This window comes from Amycolatopsis sp. NPDC003731 (assembly GCF_053586895.1).
In genome coordinates this window covers 14,539-36,559 of sequence record NZ_JBSFNC010000077.1, presented here as the reverse complement: position 1 = coordinate 36,559, position 22,021 = coordinate 14,539, and the positions used below count along the sequence as shown (strand labels likewise).

Annotated in this window: 20 protein-coding genes; 13 read left to right on the top strand and 7 right to left on the bottom strand. The window is 71.7% G+C overall.

Translation table 11 applies throughout. The annotated features are described in order from the left end of the window. The first annotated feature begins 77 nt into the window (after positions 1-77). The 3 genes from dapA (at position 78) to ACWDN5_RS27935 (ending at position 4,569) form a co-directional block, all read left to right on the top strand. Positions 78-1,091: a 4-hydroxy-tetrahydrodipicolinate synthase gene (gene dapA, locus ACWDN5_RS27945; RefSeq protein WP_310972596.1), complete on the top strand. Its 1,014-nt coding sequence runs from the start codon at positions 78-80 to the stop codon at positions 1,089-1,091. Beyond that, positions 1,088-2,785: a ribonuclease J gene (locus ACWDN5_RS27940; RefSeq protein ID WP_310972597.1), complete on the top strand. Its 1,698-nt coding sequence runs from the start codon at positions 1,088-1,090 to the stop codon at positions 2,783-2,785. Before dapA ends, ACWDN5_RS27940 begins: the two co-directional genes overlap by 4 nt. A gap of 140 nt (positions 2,786-2,925) precedes the next feature. Beyond that, positions 2,926-4,569 carry a substrate-binding domain-containing protein gene (locus tag ACWDN5_RS27935; protein ID WP_310972598.1) on the top strand — a complete coding sequence of 548 codons (1,644 nt, stop codon included), beginning with the start codon at positions 2,926-2,928 and terminating at the stop codon, positions 4,567-4,569. Between the two features lie 99 nt (positions 4,570-4,668). On the opposite strand, the gene ACWDN5_RS27930 is transcribed toward ACWDN5_RS27935, so the two are convergent. After that, positions 4,669-6,069 (bottom strand): amino acid permease, encoded by a 1,401-nt coding sequence (locus ACWDN5_RS27930; protein ID WP_449678369.1) that lies wholly within the window; start codon positions 6,067-6,069, stop codon positions 4,669-4,671. Positions 6,070-6,122: 53 nt separating this feature from the next. Further along, a complete protein-coding gene (locus ACWDN5_RS27925; protein WP_310972601.1) occupies positions 6,123-7,070 on the bottom strand; it encodes an EamA family transporter in 948 nt (315 codons plus the stop codon). Positions 7,071-7,667: 597 nt separating this feature from the next. Between ACWDN5_RS27925 and ACWDN5_RS27920 the strand changes: the two genes are divergently transcribed. Continuing rightward, positions 7,668-8,015, top strand: a complete 348-nt coding sequence (locus tag ACWDN5_RS27920; RefSeq protein ID WP_310972602.1) for a hypothetical protein — start codon at positions 7,668-7,670, stop codon at positions 8,013-8,015. A 31-nt stretch (positions 8,016-8,046) separates the two neighbouring features. Here ACWDN5_RS27920 and wrbA read toward each other — a convergent pair whose 3' ends face one another. Both wrbA and ACWDN5_RS27910 read right to left on the bottom strand, forming a co-directional pair. Beyond that, positions 8,047-8,661, bottom strand: coding sequence for an NAD(P)H:quinone oxidoreductase (wrbA, locus tag ACWDN5_RS27915; RefSeq protein WP_449678368.1), 615 nt, complete (start codon positions 8,659-8,661; stop codon positions 8,047-8,049). A gap of 34 nt (positions 8,662-8,695) precedes the next feature. Continuing rightward, positions 8,696-9,511: a lysophospholipid acyltransferase family protein gene (locus ACWDN5_RS27910; RefSeq protein ID WP_449678367.1), complete on the bottom strand. Its 816-nt coding sequence runs from the start codon at positions 9,509-9,511 to the stop codon at positions 8,696-8,698. A 156-nt stretch (positions 9,512-9,667) separates the two neighbouring features. Here ACWDN5_RS27910 and ACWDN5_RS27905 point away from each other — a divergent pair, with 156 nt between their 5' ends. Together ACWDN5_RS27905 and ACWDN5_RS27900 are read left to right on the top strand one after the other, a co-directional pair. Continuing rightward, positions 9,668-12,154, top strand: coding sequence for a DNA translocase FtsK (locus ACWDN5_RS27905; protein ID WP_310972605.1), 2,487 nt, complete (start codon positions 9,668-9,670; stop codon positions 12,152-12,154). A gap of 39 nt (positions 12,155-12,193) precedes the next feature. Then, positions 12,194-12,628: a hypothetical protein gene (locus tag ACWDN5_RS27900; protein ID WP_310972606.1), complete on the top strand. Its 435-nt coding sequence runs from the start codon at positions 12,194-12,196 to the stop codon at positions 12,626-12,628. On the opposite strand, the gene ACWDN5_RS27895 is transcribed toward ACWDN5_RS27900, so the two are convergent. Further along, positions 12,629-13,063, bottom strand: a complete 435-nt coding sequence (locus tag ACWDN5_RS27895; protein ID WP_449678366.1) for a phospholipase — start codon at positions 13,061-13,063, stop codon at positions 12,629-12,631. It lies immediately after the preceding gene. Between the two features lie 88 nt (positions 13,064-13,151). After that, complete coding sequence (locus ACWDN5_RS27890) at positions 13,152-13,661, bottom strand: amino-acid N-acetyltransferase (protein WP_310972608.1); 510 nt, start codon at positions 13,659-13,661, stop codon at positions 13,152-13,154. A gap of 177 nt (positions 13,662-13,838) precedes the next feature. On the opposite strand from ACWDN5_RS27890, the gene rimO reads away from it, so the two are divergent. The 7 genes from rimO (at position 13,839) to ACWDN5_RS27855 (ending at position 20,976) form a co-directional block, all read left to right on the top strand. Then, positions 13,839-15,275, top strand: a complete 1,437-nt coding sequence (gene rimO / locus ACWDN5_RS27885) for a 30S ribosomal protein S12 methylthiotransferase RimO (RefSeq protein WP_310972609.1) — start codon at positions 13,839-13,841, stop codon at positions 15,273-15,275. Then, a complete protein-coding gene (gene pgsA / locus ACWDN5_RS27880; RefSeq protein ID WP_310972610.1) occupies positions 15,272-15,913 on the top strand; it encodes a CDP-diacylglycerol--glycerol-3-phosphate 3-phosphatidyltransferase in 642 nt (213 codons plus the stop codon). Before rimO ends, pgsA begins: the two co-directional genes overlap by 4 nt. 62 nt (positions 15,914-15,975) lie before the next feature. After that, positions 15,976-16,470 (top strand): CinA family protein, encoded by a 495-nt coding sequence (locus ACWDN5_RS27875; RefSeq protein WP_449678365.1) that lies wholly within the window; start codon positions 15,976-15,978, stop codon positions 16,468-16,470. Positions 16,471-16,569: 99 nt separating this feature from the next. Continuing rightward, positions 16,570-17,028 (top strand): helix-turn-helix domain-containing protein, encoded by a 459-nt coding sequence (locus ACWDN5_RS27870; RefSeq protein WP_167454979.1) that lies wholly within the window; start codon positions 16,570-16,572, stop codon positions 17,026-17,028. Positions 17,029-17,259: 231 nt separating this feature from the next. Next, complete coding sequence (locus ACWDN5_RS27865) at positions 17,260-18,102, top strand: PspA/IM30 family protein (protein ID WP_091315526.1); 843 nt, start codon at positions 17,260-17,262, stop codon at positions 18,100-18,102. Between the two features lie 23 nt (positions 18,103-18,125). Further along, on the top strand, positions 18,126-19,112 hold the full coding sequence (pspM, locus tag ACWDN5_RS27860; RefSeq protein WP_310972613.1) for a phage shock envelope stress response protein PspM: 987 nt from the start codon (positions 18,126-18,128) through the stop codon (positions 19,110-19,112). 457 nt (positions 19,113-19,569) lie between these two features. Further along, the gene (locus ACWDN5_RS27855) at positions 19,570-20,976 is read left to right on the top strand and encodes an allophanate hydrolase-related protein (RefSeq protein ID WP_449678364.1); all 1,407 of its coding nucleotides are present in this window, start codon (positions 19,570-19,572) and stop codon (positions 20,974-20,976) included. On the opposite strand, the gene ACWDN5_RS27850 is transcribed toward ACWDN5_RS27855, so the two are convergent. Then, positions 20,948-21,988, bottom strand: coding sequence for a quinone-dependent dihydroorotate dehydrogenase (locus ACWDN5_RS27850; protein WP_449678363.1), 1,041 nt, complete (start codon positions 21,986-21,988; stop codon positions 20,948-20,950). The genes ACWDN5_RS27855 and ACWDN5_RS27850 overlap by 29 nt on opposite strands. Positions 21,989-22,021: the final 33 nt, after the last annotated feature.

Below are 22,021 nucleotides of genomic sequence, written 5' to 3'. Positions count from 1 at the left end.
AGCGGCCGGCTCCGGGAAATCCTCCTGGTGACCAGGTCGACGCGGTTTTCGTCGGACCGGCGAGGTACCGTCTCCCCATGTCCAACCCACCTACCGCAGCGCCCGGACGGCCGTTCGGGCGCGTGCTCACCGCGATGGCCACCCCGTTCGACGCCGACGGCGCGCTGGACCTGAAGCGGGCGCAGGAGCTGGCCGAGCACCTCGTGGAGCTGGGGAACGACGGCCTCGTGGTCAACGGCACCACCGGCGAGAGCCCGACCACGAGCGACGCGGAGAAGCAGGACCTGATCCGCGCCGTGGTCGAGGCCGTCGGCGACCGCGCAGCCGTCGTGGCCGGCGCGGGCACCAACAACACCGCGCACAGCATCGAGCAGGCCAAGCAGGCCGAAGCGGCCGGGGCGCACGGCCTGCTGGTCGTCACGCCGTACTACTCGCGGCCCAGCCAGGCCGGGCTGTTCGCGCACTTCACCACGGTCGCCGACAGCACCGGGTTGCCCGTGCTGCTCTACGACATCCCGCCGCGCTCGGTCGTCCCGATCGAGGTCGACACGCTGCTGCGGCTGGCCGAGCACCCCCGGATCGTCGCGGTCAAGGACGCCAAGGGCGACCTGATCGCCGGCTCCGAGGTCATCGCCAACACCCATCTCGCCTACTACTCCGGCGACGACGGCCTGAACCTGCCGTGGATCTCCGTCGGCGGGGTCGGCGTGGTGAGTGTGATCGGTCACGTCGTCGCGGGCCGGATCCGCGCGATGATCGACGCCTACGAGAACGGCGACACCTCCACCGCGCGCACCAACCACCGCGGCATGCTGCCGGTGCTGCGCGCGATGTCGCGGGTCGGCGGGGTCGCCTTCAGCAAGGCGGCGCTGCGGCTGCGCGGGTTCGACATCGGCGACCCGCGGCTGCCGATCGTCGCGCCGACCCCCGAGCAGACGGCCCTGATCGCCGCTGATCTTGCCCAGGGCGGCGTGCCGCTGGGCGACACGGCGGCCCAGGACTGGCATGGTGAGCGGGTGGCACAAGCAGATTCGCGAGCGGCCTACGTCGCGCCGACCTCGCACACCAGCGTTGGGACCCTGCCTCGGTGAGCTCACTTCCCCCTGGTCCAGGCCCCACCAACGCCCCGCCCGCACTGCCCGAGGGTGCCTTGCGCGTCGTCGCGCTCGGCGGCATCGGCGAGGTCGGGCGCAACATGACCGTCTTCGAGTTCGGCGGCCGCCTGCTCATCGTCGACTGCGGGGTGCTCTTCCCCGAGGACGACCAGCCCGGCGTCGACCTGATCCTGCCCGACTTCCGCGCGATCGAGGACCGCCTCGACGACATCGACGGCCTGGTGCTCACCCACGGGCACGAAGACCACATCGGTGCCGTCCCGTTCCTCCTGCGGCTGCGGCCGGACCTGCCGATCTACGGCTCGAAGTTCACCAACGCCCTGCTCGCGGCCAAGGCCAAGGAGCACCGGCAGCGGCCGAACCTCATCCAGGTCCGCGAGGGCGAGCGCCGCGACGTCGGCGTGTTCAACCTCGAGTTCTTCGCGGTCAACCACTCCATCCCGGACGCGCTCGCGGTGGCGATCCGCACCCCGGCTGGCGTGGTCCTGCACACCGGCGACATCAAGCTCGACCAGCTCCCGCTGGACGGGCGCCTCACCGACCTGGCCGGCTTCTCCCGGCTCGGCGACGAGGGTGTCGACCTGTTCTGCGTCGACTCGACCAACGCCGAGGTGCCCGGGTTCGTCATGCCCGAGCGCGACATCGGCCCGGTGCTCGACGACGTCGTCCGGCGCGTGGACCAGCGGGTGATCGTGGCGTGCTTCGCCAGCCACGTCCACCGCGTCCAGCAGGTCCTCGACGCCGCCGAGCGGCACGGCCGCCGGATCGCGTTCGTCGGCCGGTCGATGGTCCGCAACATGGGGATCGCGGCCGAGCTGGGCCTGCTGAACGTGCCGGACGGCCTGCTCGTCGACCTCGACCAGGCGAGCACGCTGCCGGAGAGCAAGGTCCTGTTCGTCTCGACGGGGTCGCAGGGCGAGCCGCTCTCGGCGCTGTCGCGGATGGCGCGCGGCGAGCACCGGCAGATCTCGATCCGCGCGGGCGACACGGTCGTGCTGGCCAGCTCGATGATCCCGGGTAACGAGACAGCGGTGTTCGGCGTGGTCAACGGCCTCACCCGGCTCGGCGCGAACGTCGTCCACCAGGGCAACGCGAAGGTCCACGTGTCCGGCCACGCGTCGGCGGGCGAGCTGCTGTACCTGTACAACGCGGTGCGCCCGAGCAACGTGATGCCGGTCCACGGCGAGTGGAAGCACCTGCGGGCGAACGGCGAGCTGGCCATCCGCACGGGGGTCGCGCCGGAGAACGTGGTCATCGCCGAGGACGGCGTGGTCGTGGACCTCGTGGACGGCAAGGCGTCCCGCACCGGCCGCGTCGAGGTCGGGCACGTGTACGTCGACGGCCTATCGGTCGGCGACGTCGGGGAGTCGACGCTGTCGGATCGGCTGGTCCTCGGCGAGGGCGGGTTCATCGCGATCACGGTCGCGGTGGACTCCAGCACCGGCCGCGCGGTCAGCAGCCCGACGGTGTCCGGCCGCGGCTTCTCCGACGACCCGAAGGCGCTCGCCGCCGTCGTGCCGCTGGTGGAGATGGAGCTGGCGCGCACGGAGGCCGAGGGCATCACCGACACGCACCGGATCGCGCAGGCGGTGCGCCGGGTGGTGGGCCGCTGGGTGGCCGACACCTACCGCCGCCGCCCGATGATCGTCCCGACGGTCATCCCGGTCTAGATCCGACCCACCGTGCAGGCCGCATCGAGGGACTCCCTCGGTGCGGCCTGCACGCTTGTTAGGCCGTCCGGCCCATGAGCCGCCGCTTTGCCGCGGGATAACCTTGATCCCACCCCGCCTCGCGCAGAGAGGCCGCGCCGATGGGACGTCATTCGGACGGCAGACGACGCCGGCTGCTCGTGCCCGCCCTCGCGACCGGCGTCGTGCTCGTCCTCGGAGCCGGTGCGTGGGTGACGGTGACGACCGTGCGTGCCCGGCCGTCGTGCGAGCAGCCCACGAAGGTCCTCGTCACCGCTTCGCCGGACATCGCGCCCGCGCTTTCGCTCGTCGTGCAGGGTCTCGACCTGAAGTGCGGCAGCATCGAGATCCAGACGCGGGAGGCGACACAGGCGGCCGAGCGGCTCGCCATGTCGGACGGCAGCCCGCGGCCGCAGGTCTGGGTGCCGGACTCCACGCTGGCGCTGCGCCGCGCCCACCAGCTCGGCGCGGCCGATGTCCCCGAAACCGGGGCATCGGTGGCGAGCTCGCCGGTGGTGCTGGCGGTCGCCGCGGACGTCGTCAAGGGCCTCGGCTGGCCCGACCACGTGCCGACCTGGGCGGAAGCGCTCGCCGCGCCGGGCGTGGTGCCGGGCATGTCCGACCCGGCGCGCGATCCGGTCGGCGCGCTGGCGTTGCTCGGTCTGCGCGACAGCGTCAAGACGGCCCCCGAGCCGTCGGGCGCGTACGTGGCGACGCTGCGGCGCTTCTCGGCCAACACCCTCGGCGCGGAGACGGAGCTGATCGCCCGGCTGCCGGGCTCGAGCGACGGCGGGGGCGCGGCCGCGGTGACGGCGTTCCCCGCGTCGGAGAATTCGTTGCTGCGCCACAACGTCGAGGACTCGAAGTCCCCGCTCGTCGCCGTCTACTCGACGGCGGTGCCGACGTTGGACTACCCGTTCGCGGAGCTGGGCCGGATCACGCCGCAGCAGCGCCCGCTCGTCGACGCGTTGCGCGACGCGGTCCTCGGCGACACGGGGTCGGACGCGATCGCCCGCACCGGCCTGCGCGCGGCGGGCGGCCAGGCCCTGCGCGACCACACCGACGACCCGAGGGTGCAGCCGCAGGGCATCCGGGCGGCGAACCTCCCGTCCGGCCCGGAGGTCGACGAGCTGCTCAACCAGTGGGCGGGCATCAACCTGAGCGCGCGCGTGCAGGTGCTGATCGACGTGTCGGGTTCGATGAACGCGCAGGTCCCGGGAACCGGCCTGAACCGCATGCAGGTGACGATGCAGGCGGCGGCCAAGGCGATGCGCCTGTTCAAGCCGGCGACGCAGCTGCGCATGCTGGCGTTCTCGACCCGCCTGGACGGCGACAAGGACTACCGCGAGCTGCTCCCGATGGCGTCGGTCGCCCAGCACCTGGCCGGCGGAGCGCTGGAGAAGCTGGGCCAGGTGACGGCCACCCCGAACGGCGGAACGGGCCTGTACGACAGCGTGCTGGACACCTACCGGACCGCGCGCCGCGAGTGGGAGCCGGGCCGGTTGAACCTGGTGATCGTGATGACGGACGGCCGCAACGAGGACCCGCACGGCATCTCCCGCGCGGAGTTGCTGACGGAGCTGGCCAAACTGCAGGACGCCCGCCGCCCGATCCCGTTGATCGGGGTGGGCATCGGCCCGGACGCGGACAAGTCGGAACTCGACCAGCTGACGGCGGCAACCGGCGGACAGGCCTTCGTGGCCCCGGACCCGGCCAAGATCACGGACGTGTTTTTCGGGGCCCTGAGCCGGATCGCCGGCGGCTGAGCACGTGATCGGACCCGGAGCTCGCGTGATCAGGGCCGGAACTCGTGTGATCAAAGCCGCAATTCGCGAGTTACGGCTCCAATCACGCGAGTTCCGGGTTCACTCACGCGAGATACGTGCGGAATCACGGGACGTGCGCCGGCGGATGAGGGCGTATACGCCGAGGATCACCGCCAGGCTGATCAGGCTGAGGTAGACCTGGGCCCGCGCCTCCTCGTCGACGAACAGCATCGACGCCACCACCACGAGCGTGAGCACCAGCGTGACCCAGCTCAGCCACGGATAGCCCCACATCCGCAGCTTCAGCTTCTCCGGCGCCGTCGCTTCGAGCGTGCGGCGCATCCTGAGCTGGGAGCCGCAGATGATCGCGTACACGAACAGGGCCACCGCGCCCGCCGAATTGATGATGAAGTAGAAGATCTTGTCCGGGGACACGTAACTCATCACCACCGCCACGTAGCCGACCGACGTCGACGCCAGGATCGCCTTCCACGGCACGCCTCGCGCGTTCGTGTCCGCGATCCAGGCCGGCGCCCAGCCGTGGCGGCGCAGCGCGAACAGCATGCGGGATGCCGTGTACAGCCCCGAATTCAAGACCGACAACGCCGCCGTGAGGACCACCGCCGACACGATCGTCGACGCCGCCGGGACGCCGAAACGGCCGAACGCCGCCGCGAACGGGCTTGTCTCGCTCGGGATTTCGCGCCACGGCGTGATCATCACCAGCAGCGCCACCGAGCCCACGTAGAACACGATCACGCGCCAGACGATCGTCGAGGTCGCCTTGCGGACCGCCGTCTCCGGCTGGTCGGACTCCGCCGCCGCGATCGTGACGATCTCCGCGCCGAAGTACGAGAAGATCACGATGACCACGCCGTGGACGACCGAAAACGGCCCGTTCGCGACGAAGCCGTCGAGGCCGATGTTGCCGACCGATAAGTGCGCGTCCGGCCAGAGCCCGAGCACGAACAGCGTGCCGAGCAGCAGGAACACGACGATGGTGGCGACCTTGATCGACGCCAGCCAGAACTCCGTCTCGCCGAAGGAACGCGCCGACGCCAGGTTCGTCGCCGTCAGCAGGAGCATCAGCGCCAGCGAGAACACCCACTGCGGGACGCCGGGGATCCAGCCCTGCAGGATCTTCGCGCCCGCGACGGCCTCGAACGCGACCACGCCGACCCAGAAGTACCAGTACAGCCAGCCGATCGTGAAGCCCGCCCAGCCGCCGAGCGCGTCGCGCGCGTACTCCATGAACGAGCCCAGTGCCGGCGCCGCCGTCGCCATCTCGCCGAGCATCCGCATCACCAGCACGACGAGCAGCCCGCCGATGGCGTAGGACAGCACCGCGGCCGGGCCGACGGTGTGGATCACCGCGCCGCTGCCGATGAACAGGCTCGCGCCGATGATGCCGCCGAGGGCGATCATCCGGACGTGCCGCTGCCGCAGGTCGGGCCGCAGCCCGGACTTCGTCGCCAAGGTGCTTCCTCCCCGGGTGGGCATCGATCGCGGGAATTGTCCACCCGGGCGAGGTCAGACGCAGAATTTGCGCAAGCTCACCCGCTGAGGATCTCCGAGTAGCGCTGCACGATGTACGCACCGGCCAGCAGGATCGCCGACCCGAGCAGCTGGGGCCAGGCGAGCTCCTCGCCGATGAGCACCCACGCCGCGAAGATCGTGATCACCGGTTCGACCAGCCCGACCACACTCGCCACCGACGCCGGCAGGTGGCGCAGCGCCGAAATGCCGCAGACGTACGCGAGCACCGTCGCGACCAGCACCAGCAGGGTCAGCAGCAGCCACACCGGCGGGTGCCAGGCGCCGAACCCGACCGGGACGTCGAGCAGCGCGGCGGGCCACGTCCACGGCGGCGCGACGAAGCTGATCGCGACCGCGCCGATCACCATGCCCCAGGTGACCAGGCCCAGCGGGTCGATCCCGGCCACCGCGCGTTCGCCCAGCAGGAAGTACCCGGCCGAGCAGAGCGCCGCGCCGAAGCCGGCCAGCAGGCCGAGCCCGTCCAGCGTGACGCCTTCCCAGACCTGGGCGACCAGCGCGAGCCCGGCCATGGCCAGCGCGATGCCGCCCCAGACCGCCCGCGGCAGCCGGTGCCGCCGCACGAACCGCACCCACAGCGCGATGAGCACCGGCGAGACGAACTCCAGCAGGATGGCGATCCCGACCGGGATCCGCCCCGCGGCGACGAAGTAGAGCAGCTGCACGCCGGCCACGCCGAGCAGGCCGTACCCGGCCAGGACGGGCAGCTCCGCCCGGCGCACCCGCAGCTTCCGCGGCGCCACCAGCGCCACCCCGGCGAGCAGCACCACGCCGGCCAGCGCGATCCGCGCCGCGGCCACCTGCTGCGGCGTGACCCCGGCGGACATCACGGACTTGCCCAGGGTGCCCGACGTGCTGAAGAACAGCGCGGCGAGCAGGACGTAGGCGGTCCCCCGGCCCCGGTGGGCGACCCGGGGCGGTGCGAGGACGGGGAGTTCGGTGGTCACCACCGCGACTGTAGGTGGCCCGGCGTGACCGCCGAAGCGATTTTCCCGGTTACGCTGCTCACGCGGGCGCGGAGTCCGGTTCGTTGCGTCGAGGTCGCAACCGGGCCGGTGGGCAGGCGTCTTCCGGCTGCCTCGAGAGACTGGGAACCCCGCGATTCATTTCGGCGGCGAGCGATTTCTCTTCACGCGCTGTCGCCGTCGTGGCGTCGGCCGCGGAAACGCCCGACCGCCGACCGGCGGCACCCGGACTGTCCGAAGAGGACTGAATCCGGCGAGTCCGTTTCGTTACGTCCGGGTGGCAACCACCGATCCGGCGGCGGGCGTCTCCAAGAGGCTCGCGCGCAGTTGCCGTGCGAGGACCCTGGAGGTGAAACAATGCGAAGAACTTTGGTCGTCGCTGGTGTTTCCGCCGGTTGCGTGTTGCTGTCGCCGATCGTGGCTTCGGCCGACAAAGCGTACCCGGGCAATCCGACGTCGATGAAGGTCACCGTGAAAGGGAACGCGGTGACCATCACGGGTACGTGTGAGACCGCCGATGTCCGGGCTCTGGCGACTTACGACTACTACCGTGGGCAAAGCCCCGTTCAGCAGGGGGTCATGGTCCAGAACGGGAACCGGCACACCATCACGTTCACCGGCGTGCAGGCGGGTGTGTGGTACGCGACCATGTCCTGCCTCGAGGGCGGCACCGGCAGCTGGTGGCGGCAGTTCACCGTCGGGGTCACCGGCACACCGACGCCCACCAAGCCCACGCCGAAACCCACCAAGCCGAAGCCGAAGCCCGCGCCGCAGGTTGCGGTGAAGCCGCACGGTGCGCCGCAGACCGGCGGTGGCCCGGCCGATGACGGCTCCGCCGCTCCGGCGCTCGTCGCCGGCGGGGTGCTCGTCCTCGCCGGTGCCGGCGGTGCCTGGGCCCTGCGCCGCCGGAACGCCGCCCGGCGCTGAGACCGAGGGTCGGGCTGAGGCGCCCGGGCCGTCATCCGGCGTGCTTCAGCCCGGTGGCGACGTGCGTGGTGATGGTGGCCAGCCGCCGGCCCTGCAGCCGCAGCGCGTCGAGGGCGATGTCGTCCGGCGCCGCGGACTTCCGGGACACGAACGAGCCGCCGTACGGGTTGCCCGACTCCTTGAGGTGCGGGTCGGTGTAGCCGAGCGGGACCACGATCGCGCCCCAGTGGTAGAAGACGTTGTTGATCGTCAGCAGCGTCGACTCCAGGCCGCCGTGCGCGGTGGACGCCGTCGTGAACGACGTCGCCACCTTGTCCGCCAGCTTTCCCTGCGCCCACAACCCACCCGTGCTGTCCAAAAAGGACTTCAGCTGGGCGGCCGGTCCGCCGAACCGGGTCGGGCTGCCGACGGCGAGCCCGTCGGCCCACTCGAGGTCGCCGAGGGTGACGAGCTCGTGGTGCGGGCCGGCGTCGACCCAGGCCTGCCAGCGCGGGTTCCGCGCGATCGCGTCGGCGGGCACCGTCTCCGGCACCGTCCGCACCCGCACGTCGGCCCCGGTCTCTCGCGCGCCAGCGGCGAGCGACTCGGCGAGGGCGGCCGTGTTCCCGGTCGAGCTGTAGTAGACGACGAGTATCCGTGTGCTCACGTCCGCCGACTCTAGGCGGCCGCGCCCGCCCGTCTCACAGTACGGACGGCGGCTTCCAGGGGCTGACCGTGTCGGTGGGGCGCGTCGGGTCGTGGAACTTGGGCCGGTCGAGCTCGTCGCGGCGCAGCGGGACGAGACCGTCGGTGATCGCCTGCATGATCTTGGCGTGCGCACGCACCCCGGCGCCCGGGCGCTGCTTGTCGATCTCCGAGAGGTCGACGGGGTCGCCGAAGTGCACCCGGAACCGCGGCCGGCGCAGCGGAGCGCTCAGCCCCGAGCGGGCCAGCGGGATCAGGTCGGCCGGGCCGTTGACGGTCTCGGTGCCCCAGTAGACGGCCTCGTGCGCGCCCCACTGGCTGATCGGGATCACCGGCACGCCCGAGGCCAGCGCGAGCCGCGCCGCGCCGGTCTTGCCGCGCTCCGGCCACAGCCCGGGGTCGTGGCTGATCCGGCCCTCCGGGTAGACGATGATCGGCTCGCGCGTGGTCTTCATCGCCTCGACGGCCTCGGCGAACTGCCCGACGGCGGTCCCGGCGTGCTTGCGGTCGACCCGCAGGTGCCCGCTGACCCGCAGCGCCGGCCCGATCACGGGCGCGTCGAGGATGCCGCCGGCCAGCATGAACCGCGGGTTGATGCCGATCCGCTTGCACGCCGCCATCAGCACGAAGGCGTCGAACACGCCGATGTGGTTCGCGGCCATCAGCAGCGGCTTGCCCCGCAGCTGCGCGGGCACCCGGCCGGTGACCGTGAGCCGCCCGACGAGGTTCACCAGCCCGCGGTCGATGTTCAGCATGGTCCGCCAGATGGCGGGCGCCCGGCGAGCGGTGTTGTCGGAGTTCAGCGCGACCATGGGGCAGAGCATGGCAGACGCCGATTTCACCCGATTGCGCACTGGGCGGATCGGTTCACCCGGATGGCGGCTCAACCCGCGGTGTGAGGCAGAAGTTCACCCTGGGCCGAGAGTGGCGCGTGGGACGAACCGCCACGGCCGGTTACCGTAAACGGTATGGCTGGGTCGGCGACGAGGAAGAGAAGCACGGGAAGCGGCGCGAAGGGGGCAGCGGCGCGTAAGCCGCGTACACCCGCGAAGTCACGTCCGGCCCCTCGCAAACCCGCGCCACGCGCCCGCCGCAAGACGCCCGGGATCTTCGGGAAGGGCGTCCGCGGCACCTGGAACCTGCTGGCCAAGGGCCTCGGCACGCTGGCCAGGACGGTCGGCCGCACCCGCGAGCTCGAGGCCGAGCACCGCCGCGACGGGCTCGCGCTGGGCCTGATCGCGCTGGCCATCGTCGCGGCCGTCGGCGTCTGGTGGCGGGCGGCCGGGCCGATCGGGGCCGGGGTGGAGATCGCCACCCGGACCGTCCTCGGCGCCGGGGCCGTCACGCTGCCGCTGGTGCTGGTCGTCGTCGCCGTCGCGCTGATGCGGTCCGAGCCGCACCCGGAGACGCGGCCGCGGATGGTCGTCGGCACGATCATGGTCGTCCTGTCCGTGCTCGGGATGCTGCACATCTTCACCGCGCTGCCCGAGACCAACGACGGCCGGATGTACGCCGGCGGCATCGTCGGCGCCTTCTCCGGCGGCCTGCTCACCATGGGCGTCACCACCTGGGTCGCCGTGCCGCTGCTGATCCTCGCGCTGTTCTTTGGCGTGCTCGTGTTCACCGGCACGCCGGTCCGCCAGATCCCGCAGCGGCTGCGCAACTGGGGCCTCGACGAGGAGGAGATCGCCGAAGCCGAGGCGCAGCGCTCGGGCTTCGCGACCGACGAAGAGAAGGTCACCGACGCCGACCCGAAGTCCGCGCGGCTGCGCAAGCCGTCCCGGCGCCGTCAGGCCAGCGACGCCGAACCCGAGCAGCTGGACATCGACGCGATGCTCGCCGAGGCGCCGACGCCGATCAAGCCGCCCAAGCCCAAGCCGGCGCCCGAGGTCGTCGAGAAGAAGCCGAAGAAGGCCCCGGAACCGCCGCTCGCGGTCACCCGCACGGTCGAAGGCGACTACCAGCTCCCGCCGCCCGACCTGCTGAAGCTCGGCGACGCGCCGAAGTCACGCAGCAAGGCCAACGACGCCATGATCGAGGCGATCACCGGCGTGCTGGAGCAGTTCAACGTCGACGCGCAGGTCACCGGCTTCACCCGCGGCCCGACGGTCACCCGCTACGAGGTCGAGCTCGGTCCCGGTGTGAAGGTCGAGAAGATCACCGCGCTGACCAAGAACATTGCCTACGCGGTGGCCACCGACAACGTCCGGCTGCTGGCACCGATCCCCGGCAAGTCCGCGGTCGGCATCGAGGTGCCGAACTCCGACCGCGAGATGGTCCGCCTCGGCGACGTCCTGCGGGCGCCGTCCACGGTCAAGGACAACCACCCGATGGTGATCGGCCTCGGCAAGGACATCGAGGGCCACTTCGTCACCGCGAACCTGACGAAGATGCCGCACCTGCTGGTCGCGGGGTCGACCGGCTCCGGTAAGTCGAGCTTCGTCAACTCGATGCTGGTGTCGCTGCTCGCGCGCTCGACGCCGGACGAGTGCCGGATGATCCTGATCGACCCGAAGATGGTCGAGCTGACGCCGTACGAGGGCATCCCGCACCTGATCACGCCCATCATCACCCAGCCGAAGAAGGCGGCCGCCGCGCTGGCCTGGCTGGTGGAGGAGATGGAGCAGCGCTACCAGGACATGCAGGTCAACAAGGTCCGGCACATCGACGACTACAACAAGAAGGTGCGCTCGGGCGAGATCACCGCGCCGCCGGGGTCCGAGCGCGAGTACCGGCCGTACCCGTACATCATGGCGATCGTCGACGAGCTCGCCGACCTGATGATGACCGCCCCGCGCGACGTCGAGGACGCGATCGTCCGCATCACCCAGAAGGCGCGTGCCGCGGGGATCCACCTGGTCCTGGCGACGCAGCGGCCGTCGGTCGACGTCGTGACCGGCCTGATCAAGACCAACGTGCCCTCGCGGCTGGCCTTCGCGACGTCGTCGCTGACCGACTCGCGGGTCATCCTGGACCAGCCGGGCGCGGAGAAGCTGATCGGCATGGGCGACGCGCTGTACCTGCCGATGGGGGCTGGCAAACCGGTCCGCATCCAGGGCGCGTTCGTCGGCGACGAGGAGATCGCCGCGGTCGTCAACTACGCGAAGGAGCAGGCGCAGCCGGACTACCAGGACGGCGTCACGGCCCAGAAGGCGGGCGAGAAGAAGGAGATCGACCCGGACATCGGGGACGACCTCGACGTCCTCCTGCAGGCGGCGGAGCTGATCGTGACGTCCCAGTTCGGCTCGACGTCGATGCTGCAGCGCAAGCTTCGGGTGGGGTTCGCGAAGGCGGGCAGGCTGATGGACCTGCTGGAGAGCCGGGGCGTCGTGGGCCCGTCGGAGGGCTCGAAGGCCCGCGACGTGCTGATCAAGCCGGAGGAACTGGAGTCGGTGCTGTTCATGATCCGCGGCGGCGGCCCGGTCGACACCGGCGCCGGCGACGACGACGAGTAGCGCGTGCAACCCCGGCTCGGTCCGTTCCGTCATGGAGGCGTGGACCTACAGCGATTCGTAGCCGGACTGTTCGCCTTCGCCGTCGTCACGGTGGGCGCCGGGAGCTCGGTCGCCGCCGGGCGGCCCGGGGCCGTGGCGGCGCCCGCGGTGGCTCCGAGCACCGTCAGTGCCGCCGCCGGGGGCGAGGTCGCCTTGCGGCTCGGGCAAGAGGTTGCCGTGCAGGGGAAAGACCTCACCGTGCGCTTCACGCGGGTGGTCGCCGACTCGCGGTGCCGGCCCGGGATGACCTGCATCTGGCAGGGGGAGGCCACGCTGGCGTTCCTGCTGAAGGAGCCCGGCCGCGGCGAAAGCACCACGGCCGAGCTCCACAGCGGCCCGCGCACCGGCCCGCAGGCGACGTCGTTCGCCGCCAGCCGGATCGAGCTGGTCTCGGTGAGCGAGGACGGCGGGGAAGCGACCGTCCGGATCAGCTGATCAGCCGCCGAACTTGCGGACCGCCTGGTAGTACGTCCAGGCCGCGCCCTTGCAGGCGATGTTCGACCCGCAGACGCTCTTCAGGTCGGTGTACAGGTTGTCGTCGATCTTCAGCCGGTTCGCCGCGGTGAACCGGCCCTGCTTCTTGTAGTTGCGGTAGCCGAAGTCGTGCCGGTGGCAGCCCGGCAGGAACTGCCAGCCGAACGGGGTGTCCGGCGACCAGGAGCAGCCGTCGGACGACCAGTCGAGCTGGCCGGAGTAGGGCGCGGAGTTCCGGATCGTTTCGAAGCCGGACAGCGACGTCGAGAAGAGGTACTGGTCGGTGACCGCCGGGATGTCGACGGCGGCCGCGGTGCCGGTGCCCAGCAGGGCGCCCGCGCCGACAGAAACGGCCACCGTCACGGTGGCCCCCAGGTTCCGCAGTGTCGTGCGCATCGGTTTTCCTTGCCGATCGGTGGACTGGTGCCCGATCAGCTTCCGGCAGCGCAGTGGCGCACGTCACCGCCCGAAAGGAGGTTTTCACTCACAGTTCGAGCAACATGCGGGAATTCCCCAAGGTGTTCGGCTTGACGTAAGGCAGGTCGAGGAATTCCGCGACACCCGTGTCGTGCGACCGCCGCATCTCCTCGTAGACCTCGTGCGACACCGGGGTGCCGTCGATCTCCACGAACCCGTGCCCGGCGAAGAAGCTCGTCTCGAAGGTCAGCACGAACAGCCGTTTGAGACCCAGCTCACGTGCCTCGTCGACCAGCCGGGCGACCAGCACCCGCCCGACGCCCTGGCCGCGGACGGCCTTGTCGACCACGACCGTGCGCAGCTCGGCGATGTCCTCCCAGAGCACGTGCAGCGCGGCCGCGCCGACCACCTCGTCACCCGTTTCGGCGACCCAGAACTCCTGGACGTCCTCGTACAGCGTGACCAGGTCCTTCTCCAGCAGGACGCGCCCGGCGTCCGAGTCGACCAGGGCCTTGATCTTGCGGACGTCGGCGATCCGGGCGCGGCGGACGGTCGGGCGGGGCGAGTCGGACGGCACGATCGTCCACCCTGCCACATCCCTTGGCACGGGTGGCGACACAGCTCTCTTTCGGGGCCCGGGTGGCGAAGCCCCCGGCCCGGGGCGAAGCCCCCGGCCCGGGGCGAAGCCCCGGTTGTCACAGCCCGGGCTACGCCGTCGTCGGGCCGCCCGGGACCGGCGGCTACTCTGAGCGTTGTGCCTTCCCCCGCCACGGACCCAGCCGCCACCCGACGCGTCTCCCTGCTGACCCTGGGCTGCGCCCGCAACGAGGTCGACTCGGAGGAGCTGGCGGGCCGGCTCGCGGCCGGCGGCTGGGAGCTGGCGGCCGATCCCGAAGAGTCCGACGTCGTGGTGGTCAACACCTGCGGCTTCGTCGAGTCGGCCAAGAAGGACTCCGTCGACACGCTGCTCGCCGCGTCCGACACGGGCAAGAAAGTCGTCGCCGTCGGCTGCATGGCCGAGCGCTACGGGCACGAGCTCGCCGACAGCCTCCCGGAGGCCGACGCGGTGCTGGGCTTCGACCACTACGCCGACCTCTCGGCCCGGCTCGACGACGTCGTCGCCGGCCGCAAGATCGCCTCGCACACGCCGGGTGACCGCCGCAAGCTGCTGCCGATCAGCCCGGTCGAGCGGCCCGCCGCCGCGGAGGCGGTCGAGGTCCCGGGGCACGCGCAGCACGGCTGGGGCCCGCGGGTGCTGCGCACGCGCCTGGACGACTCGCCCGTGGCCGCGCTGAAGATCGCTTCCGGCTGCGACCGGCGCTGCTCGTTCTGCGCGATCCCGTCGTTCCGCGGCTCCTTCGTCTCGCGGCAGCCGGACGAGGTCGTCGCCGAAGCGATGTGGCTGGCCGAGAACGGTGTCAAGGAGCTGTTCCTGGTCAGCGAGAACTCGACGTCCTACGGCAAGGACTTCGGCCGCGACGGCGCCACCGCGCTGGAGCGGCTGCTGCCGCGGCTGGCGGACATCGACGGCATCGAGCGCGTCCGGGTCTCCTACCTGCAGCCGGCCGAGACGCGCCCGCAGCTGGTCAAGGCCATCGCGACCACGCCGGGCGTCGCCGAGTACTTCGACCTGTCCTTCCAGCACTCCAGCGAGCAGGTGCTGCGCCGGATGCGCCGGTTCGGCTCGACCGACTCGTTCCTGGCGCTGTGCGAGCAGATCCGCGAGTACGCGCCCGAGGCCGGCATCCGGACCAACGTGATCGTCGGGTTCCCGGGCGAGACCGAGCACGACTTGAGCGAGCTCGAGCGGTTCCTGACCGGCGCGCGCCTCGACGCCGTGGGCGTCTTCGGCTACTCCGACGAGGACGGCACCGAGGCCGAGACCTTCGACGGGAAGCTCTCCGCCGAGGAGGTCGCCGCGCGCGTCACCCGGATCTCGGCGCTGGTCGAGGAGCTGACCGCGCAGCGCGCCGAGGACCGGATCGGCACGTTCGTCGACGTCCTGGTCGAGCTGGACGACGACGGCGAGCTCACCGGCCGCGCGGCGCACCAGGCGCCGGAGGTCGACGGCGAGTGCGTCATCCTCGACGCGCCGGAGAAGGTGCAGGTGGGTGACTTCCTGCGCTGCGAGGTCGTCGACTCGGCGGGCGTGGACCTGATCGTCCGCGCGGTACCGGACGCCGACCGGTGAGTGCGCTCCCCAGCGACGCCGCCGACGAGGGCCTCACGCGCGACACCGCCGCCCAGGTCCCCGAGCCGACCCCGGTTCCCACGCTCAACGTCGCGAACCTGCTGACGCTGTCGCGGCTGGTCCTGGTGCCGCTGTTCGTGATCGCGCTGTTCGTCGGCGACGGCCACGACACGACCTGGCGCGCGCTCGCGACCGGGCTGTTCGCGATCGCCTCGGCCACCGACCAGCTGGACGGCTGGGTGGCCCGCAAGTACGGCCTGATCACCGACTTCGGCAAGATCGCCGACCCGATCGCGGACAAGGCGCTGACCGGCGCGGCGCTGGTCGGGCTGAGCGTGCTGGGCGAGCTCGGGTGGTGGGTCACGATCGTCATCGCGGTTCGCGAAATCGGCGTGACGCTGCTGCGGTTCTGGGTGATCCGGCACGGCGTGATCCCGGCCAGCCGCGGCGGGAAGGCCAAGACGATGGCCCAGATCGCGGCGATCGTGGCGTACCTGCTGCCGCTGCCGGTGGGAGCGGACCCGGTGCGGTGGGCGCTGATGGGGCTGGCGCTGGTGCTGACCGTCGTGACCGGCGTCGACTACCTGGTGCGGGCGGTGCGGCTGCGCGCGGCCGGGCGCCGGGTCACCGGGAGCTGACGGTGGCCGGAACCCCCGCCGACGCGTCGCGAATGACTCATTCGGGACCTCCGGCGCCGGCAATGAGTCATTCGCGACCTCCGGCGCCGGGTGATGAGCAGGCCGCCGCCCTCATCGGCACCCTGACCGCGCGGGGCGAGACGGTCGCCGCGGCCGAGTCCCTCACCGCCGGCCTGGTCTGCGCCACCCTCGCGCGGGTGCCGGGAGCCAGCGCGGCGCTGCGCGGGGGACTGGTCGTCTACGCGACCGAGCTGAAGGCGGCCCTGGCCGGCGTCTCTTCGAAGCTGCTGGCCGAACACGGCGCGGTCCACCCCGAGGTGGCCGCCCAGCTGGCCGCGGGAGCCCGCGACCGGTGCGGCGCCACCTGGGGCCTCGGGCTCACCGGCGTGGCCGGGCCGTCGGCGCAGGACGGCGTCGCGCCGGGCACCGTGCACGTCGGGCTGGCCGGGCCGGGAACACGTACAGTCCGTACCCTGGCCTTGACCGGCGACCGCGATTTGATCAGGACCGAGTCGGTCTTGGCCGCGTTTGCCCTGCTCGGGGAACATTTGAGGTGAAACACGCGTTCGCCCTTGGCGTACGTGCACACCAACTCCTGCGCCCGGGGCACCGCTCTGGGTAACGTAGGGGGTACTTGTTCGGAAGGGAGGCGCGTGATGACCGTGCTGTTGCGTGAGGCGATCGGTGATCGGCTCCGTCATGCCCGCACCAACCAGCGTCGTACGCTGCGCGACATCTCCCGCGCCGCCAGGGTCAGCCTCGGCTACCTCTCGGAGGTCGAGCGGGGCCAGAAGGAGGCGTCGAGCGAACTGCTCGCGTCCATCTGCCAGGCCCTGGACCTTCCGCTCGGCGAGCTGCTGCACAACGTGGCGGCGGACGTTTCGGCTCTCGACAACGTCGAGGTCCCACCGGTCGACGAGCGGATCGTGGAGGGCGCGCCCCGGGAGAAGCGGGGCGCGGAGGCCTCGGCAGCCGGCATCGAAGGCGGCCGCCTGATGTCCGAGCTGATCGGCAACGACCTCGCCGACCTGCGGGTTTCCCCGGCCCCGCGGATGAACACGACGCTGCGGACGACGATCGGCCAGCCCAAGCTGGCCTCCACGATCGCCGCGTAGCCCCAGCGCACACGACCGCACGGCCCCGGGCAACCCGCCCGGGGCCGTCGGCGTTGTCTACGGGTAGTGATCGGGGTGATCCCTGAATTCGGCCGGGTCGCCTGGAACGGACGTGGCCGACCTGACACGATGGAACCCGACGCCGGGGTCGGAGCGTTGCACTTGCAGGGGAGCGACGCCCCACACCCCGAGTACCTAGGCCCGTGGGACGCAAGAAGGCAGGCGGAGGAGATGGCCAACCCGTTCGTGAAGTTCTGGAAGTACATGATGGCGGCGTTCTCGTCGAAGATCGACGAGCACGCCGACCCGAAGGTACAGATCCAGCAGGCCATCGAGGAGGCGCAGCGCAACCACCAGGCGCTGACGCAGCAGGCCGCCTCCGTGATCGGCAACCAGCGGCAGCTGGAGATGAAGCTCAACCGGCAGCTCGGCGACGTCGAGAAGCTGCAGGCCTCGACCCGGCAGGCGCTCGTCCTCGCCGACGAGGCCCGCTCGAAGGGTGACGAGCAGAAGGCCGTCGAGTTCGAGAACGCCGCGGAGAGCTTCGCCACGCAGCTCGTCACGGCCGAGCAGAACATCGAGGACCTGAAGACGCTGCACGACCAGTCGCTGCAGGCCGCGGCGCAGGCGAAGCAGGCCGTCGAGCGGAACTCGCAGATGCTGCAGCAGAAGCTCGCCGAGCGCACCAAGCTGCTCTCGCAGCTGGAGCAGGCGAAGATGCAGGAGCAGGTCTCCGCCTCGCTGAACCAGATGAGCCAGCTGGCCGCGCCGGGCAACACGCCGTCGCTGGAAGAGGTCCGCGACAAGATCGAGAAGCGCTACACCACCGCGCTGGGCCAGGCGGAACTCGCCCAGAACTCGGTCCAGGGGCGCATGATGGAGGTTCAGGCCTCCACCACGCAGCTGGCCGGCCACTCGCGGCTCGAGCAGATCCGCGCGTCGATGCGCGGTGACTCGGTCGCCCAGGTGACCGACGGCGGCAAGACGGCCCAGCAGCCGGCCAGCAGCTCGGCCGACATCCAGCGGGAAATCCAGGCGCGCGTGCAGGCCGAGCAGGGCAAGAACCCGGCCTGACGACTCCGGAGGGGGCGAGCACCATGGGGCAGCAGGGCAGACGGCGCGACTTCAGCGAGCTGAGCGCGAAGCTGGAGAAGCACATCGAGAAGCTGCCCGACTACGCGGTGCGCGCTCAGGAGAAGCTCCAGAAGGTGCAGAAGTACTTCCCGCCGGCCGACCAGGCCGGCGGGAAACCCGCACCGCAGCGCCCCAACCCGTTGCAACGCCCGCCGGTGCGGCGCCCCGACATGACGGCGTCGCTGTCGTCGATGGCCAGCCAGGTCCCGGCGTTCGCCGAGGCCCGCGCCAAGTGGGACCGCTGGAACCACCCGGCCGCGAAGCTCGAACGCCGCAAGCGCCGGACGTCGAAGGCGATGACGCTGTGGATCATCCTGACGATCCTGTGCGCGGTCGTGACGGTGGCCGCGGCGGTGGGCTGGCTCAGCCCGACCAGTGCCGCGATGATGCCGCAGGCGATCACGGCGTTCGCCGGAGCCGTCATCTTCGGCACGTTCAGCGTCCGCTCCGGCCTGAAGCTGCGTGAACTCAAGCGCACCCCGATCCCGGCGGCCCCGGCCGGCCCGCCGCCGTTGCCGCCCGCTCGCTCGGCGGCCCGTGAGCCGATGGAACGTCTCGCCGAGTGCGAAGCGTCACTGACGGAGCTCCTGCGCCAGCTTTCGGTGCCCTCGTCGCTGGGGACGCCGCTGGTCTCGGAGGTCTCGGTCGCGGACGCTCGCCAGACGGCGACCGAAGCGGCGGCCGCGTTGCGCGGCCTGGCCGGCCGCATCCAGGCCATCGAGCGCGGCCGCGACTCGGCACCCGCCCGGGAGAAGGCGGCCCTCGACGCGGCGGTGGCCAAGCTCCGCGAGCAGCTCGAAGACGGCCTCGAGGGCTACCGCGGCCTGGTCGCCGCGGCCGGCCACACGGTCGCCGCCGCCGGCGACGGCCTGGTGACGTCCAAGCAAGCCCTCACCGACGCCACCGACCGCCTCGCCGGCCTCGCCATGGCCCTCCGCGAACTCTCCTGACCATGATCCGCAGGTCGACACGCGTGATTGAAGCGACGACACGCGTGATTGAAGGGTCGACACGGCGAACCGGCCTCCGGTGCGGTGTGTCGACCCGGGAATCACGCGTGTCGACCTCCTGATCACGCGTGTCGACCCTTCCATCACGCGGATTTCGGCTTCGCTGGGCCATTGGGATCTGAAACTCGGCCGTTCGGGTGCCGCCGACCGGGGGATCCGGCTGGTCGTCACGGCGCGTGCGTGATCGTGCGTTTCACCCCGGCGTCGCCCCCTGTTCACCTTCCGGGGCCGAAACCCGCGCGTAATCGGAAACTGATGGCTACGGAAACGTCCGCGCCCTAACGTTTCTGTCATGCATGCCGAGGTGTCACTCGCCGGGAGGCCCGCCGTGGACTGAGGTTCGACGGCGCCGACCGTACACAGTGGACTTTCTCGACCGCCGAGGAAAGGACGCCCCGTGAACACGCTCCCGCCGGACCCGGACCCCGTGCCGATCACCCCGCCCACCGCCTCCCAGCGCGTCATCGCGGCCTTCGAACGCCTCACCGAGGCCGGCCGCCCCGAACTTTGGACCACCCTCCGCGCCGTCGAAGACGTCCTCGTCGACGCCAAGGCCGTCGACGAACGCGTCAAGGCCGGCGAAGACCTGCCGCTGGCCGGCACCGTCATCGCCGTCCAGGACCTGATCGACGTCGCCGGGCAGCCGTCCGGCCACGGCGTCCCGGAGACCAGCGCCGCGGTCGTCACCCGGCTCACCGCCGCCGGCGCCGTCGTCCTCGGCAAGACCGGCGCCGCCATGATCTCCGGCGCCTGGGACCGCACCAAGGCCGGCGGCAACGGCGCCGCGGTCGCCGTCGCCCTCGGCGTCGTCGACCTGGCCCTGAGCACCGGCGGCGCCGTCCCTGCCGCGCTGAACGCCATCGCCGCGGTGAAGCCGACGCGGGGCCTGCTGCCCGGCGCCGACAACGTCTCCGTGTACGCGACCGGCCTGGTCGCGGCCCACCGCGCCCTCACCCTGATGACCGGCGGCGACCGCTCCTGGCCCGCCGACGTCCGCCTCGGCGCCGGTGAGCACCCGCGGATCGCCTACCCCGCCGACCTCCCCCTCGGGGAGGCCGCGAGCCTCGCGCTCGAGGCCGTCGTCGCCCGGTTGACCGCCGCCGGCGCCGTGCTCACCCCGATCTCCGTGCCCGACCAGGGTTTCGACGGCTTCGACGCCCTCCTCCTGCCGACCGTGCCGGAGCACCCGGGGATCGCCGAAGCGCTGGCCGACCCGGCCGGCGTCGGCCACCGCCTGACCTCCTGCACGGCCTTCGCGAACCTCCTCGACGTGGCTTCCGTGTCCGTCCCGGTGCTGCCGGGCGACCGCCGTCCGTTCGGCGTCACCTTCCTGACGCGGGCGTTCGAAGACCAGATCGCCCTCGACCTGGCGACCGTCTGCACGGACGAGCCGATGACGCCCTACCCGGAGCCGGGGGAGGACGTCGTCGTGTTCGGCGCCCACCTGCGCGGCCAGCCGCTCAACGCCGACCTCACCGCCCTCGGCGCCCGCTTCACCGGACCGGTCCGGACCACCGACGCCTACCGGATGGTGCTGCTGGACACCGAACCGCCGCAGCCGGGCGTCCTCGAGGGCACCGCCACCCTCGACGGCGAGCGCTGGCGCCTGTCCCCGGCCGCGTTCGAGCGGTTCGCCACCACGCTGAAGGAGCCGTTCGTGCTCGACCGCGTCGTCCTCGACGACGGCACCGCGCCCCTGGCCGTCCGGTGCCTGACGGCCGAGGGGCCTGGTCTGGACCGCTACGAGTCCTGGCGCGGGTACGTGCGCTTCACGTCTACCGCCGGGCCGCGAGACCCCGGCTGACCCGCCGCACCAAGCCCGGCCCGTGCAGCGCGAAGCCCGTGTAGAGCTGCACGAGCGACGCGCCGGCGTCGACGAGCCGGACCGCGTCGTCCGGGCCCATGATCCCGCCCACCCCGATGATCGGCAGGCTCCCGCCGGTCCGGTCGTGCACGAACCGCACGACCTCGGCCGCGCGGGTGGTCAGCGGCCGGCCGGACAGTCCTCCCGCCTGTCCGGCCAGGCCGCTCTCCGCGGGGGCGATGCCCTCGCGCGACAGCGTCGTGTTCGTGGCGATGATCCCGGCGACACCGTGCTCGAGCGCGACTTCCAGCAGCTCGGCCAGCGCGTCGTCGGTCAGGTCGGGCGCGACCTTCACCAGCAATGGCACCGGCGATCCGCCGCCGGCCAGCTCGGCCGACGTGGAACGCAGCTCGCCGAGCAGCTCGGCGAGCGCCGTGCGGTCCTGGAGCTGCCGCAGCCCCGGCGTGTTGGGGGAGCTGACGTTGATCGCGAAGTAGTCCGCGTACGGGTGCAGCGCGCGCAGCGAGAACCGGTAGTCCTCGACGGCGTCCTCGAGCGGCGTCACCTTCGACTTGCCGATGCTGATCCCCAGCGGGACACCCGGTTTCCCGTCGCGCGCGAGCTTGGCCGCGAGCGCTTCGGCGCCCTCGTTGTTGAAGCCCATGCGGTTGATCACCGCGTCGCTGGCGGGCAGGCTGAACAACCGCGGCTTCGGGTTGCCCGGCTGCGCGAGCCGGGTCACGGTGCCGACTTCGACGAACCCGAAGCCCAGCGCGGCCCACGCCGGCAGCGCGCGGCCGTTCTTGTCCATCCCGGCGGCCAGGCCGACGCGGTTGGGGAACCGCAGGCCCAGCACGGTCACCGGGTCGTCGACGCGGAGAACGCCGGGAACGCCGCGGGGAGCGAGCTTGCCGAGCCGGGCGAGGACGGCGATCGTGCGCTCGTGCACCAATTCGGGGTCGTCGGAGGACAGCCGGTACAGCGCCGGGCGGACGATCTTGTCGAAGAACACGCCCCCATGCTGCCAAATCGCCCGCCGGGCGCG